The sequence below is a fragment of the Streptomyces sp. NRRL B-24572 genome (assembly GCF_002156145.1).
Lineage (GTDB): Bacteria > Actinomycetota > Actinomycetes > Streptomycetales > Streptomycetaceae > Streptomyces > Streptomyces vietnamensis.
This window is the reverse complement of sequence record NZ_MWIG01001196.1, coordinates 1-1,100: the sequence shown is the minus strand read 5'-3', so window position 1 is coordinate 1,100 and position 1,100 is coordinate 1. Positions and strand designations below refer to the sequence as shown.

At 73.0% G+C, this 1,100-nt stretch carries 2 protein-coding genes; both read right to left on the bottom strand.

The genetic code is table 11. From position 1 onward, the window contains the following. Positions 1-116 precede the first annotated feature (116 nt). Positions 117-887, bottom strand: coding sequence for a hypothetical protein (locus CCN56_RS41260; protein ID WP_086832596.1), 771 nt, complete (start codon positions 885-887; stop codon positions 117-119). Positions 888-895: 8 nt separating this feature from the next. Then, positions 896-1,100, bottom strand: a 205-nt coding sequence (locus CCN56_RS41255; RefSeq protein ID WP_306300672.1) for a sigma factor-like helix-turn-helix DNA-binding protein, incomplete at its 5' end; no start/stop codon positions are given.

Sequence of the window (1,100 nt, the reverse complement as noted above, 5' to 3'; positions counted from 1 at the left end):
TCGACGCGCCCCGGCGGACCAGGGTGGCCGGGTCGGGGACGTCGAAGACGGCGAAGCGGGCCGGTCCGCCGGGGCGCGTCGACCTGCGTGGCGACGGTCATCGACGGCCGGCTGGTCTACCGGGCCCGCTGAAGGCCCGCGACGGCGGTAGGTCCGTCGGGGCCCGCCGGGGGCGGGTCGCCCGGGTCGAGCGGCGGGTCGTTCGCCTCCATCTGGAACACGTACGCCTGCTCCACCAGCGACGGGAAGCGCCAATGCTTGGTGACGGCGGACAGATCGGTCGCCGTCACCGGCGCCTTCGCGTTCTTCCCGCCGTACACGATGAGGCTGACGGTGCCTTCTTTGTACGTGTACCTCACGAACACCCTGCCGCCCCAGGTGCTGACCGGCCCGGGCTTCAGCTCTCCGATGTCCAGGTCGGCGTGCGGGTCCGGCCTGATCCCGTCGTTCACGTGCCGCCGCACCGACACGACCATGCGGAAGCTCTTGCCGCCCGCCTCGATCAGGTACTCGCTCACCGGGTCGCCGCCGTCGCCCACCGGCCGGACGCGGGTGACCTTCGGCGGCAGCTGCTCCTTCAGTACCAGGGCCATGTCCCTCTGGTAGCTCTCGCGGCGGATCCAGTCGGCTCCCGTCAGCCGCGTCTCGCGGACGGTAGGGGCGGCGGGCATCGGGACATCGGAATCGGTCCCCGGCAGCAGCATGAGGCCGAGGGCACCCGCCGTGACCACGGCGAGGGCGGCCGTACCGACCGCGAGCCGGGCCCGGGCCCGGCGCCTGCGCCCCTCGCGCACCGCGAGCGGTACGAGATCGGGCAGCGGCGGCAGACCGTCCGCCGTCCGGCCCATGGCGTCGCGCAGCAGCACCATGTCGTCGTTGTTCTCCACGGTGGACCTCAGCTTTCCGTGATCGAGAGCCCGGCATCGGCCAGGCGTACGCGGAGTCGGGCGAGCGAACGGGAGCACTGGCTCTTGACGGTGGCCTCGCTGCACCGCAGCAGGGCCGCCACGGAGGCCACGCTCTGGTCCTCCCAGTAGCGCAGCACGACCATCGCCCGTGCCCGGGGCGGGAGTTCGGCGAGCGCGCCGAGCAGCGTCACC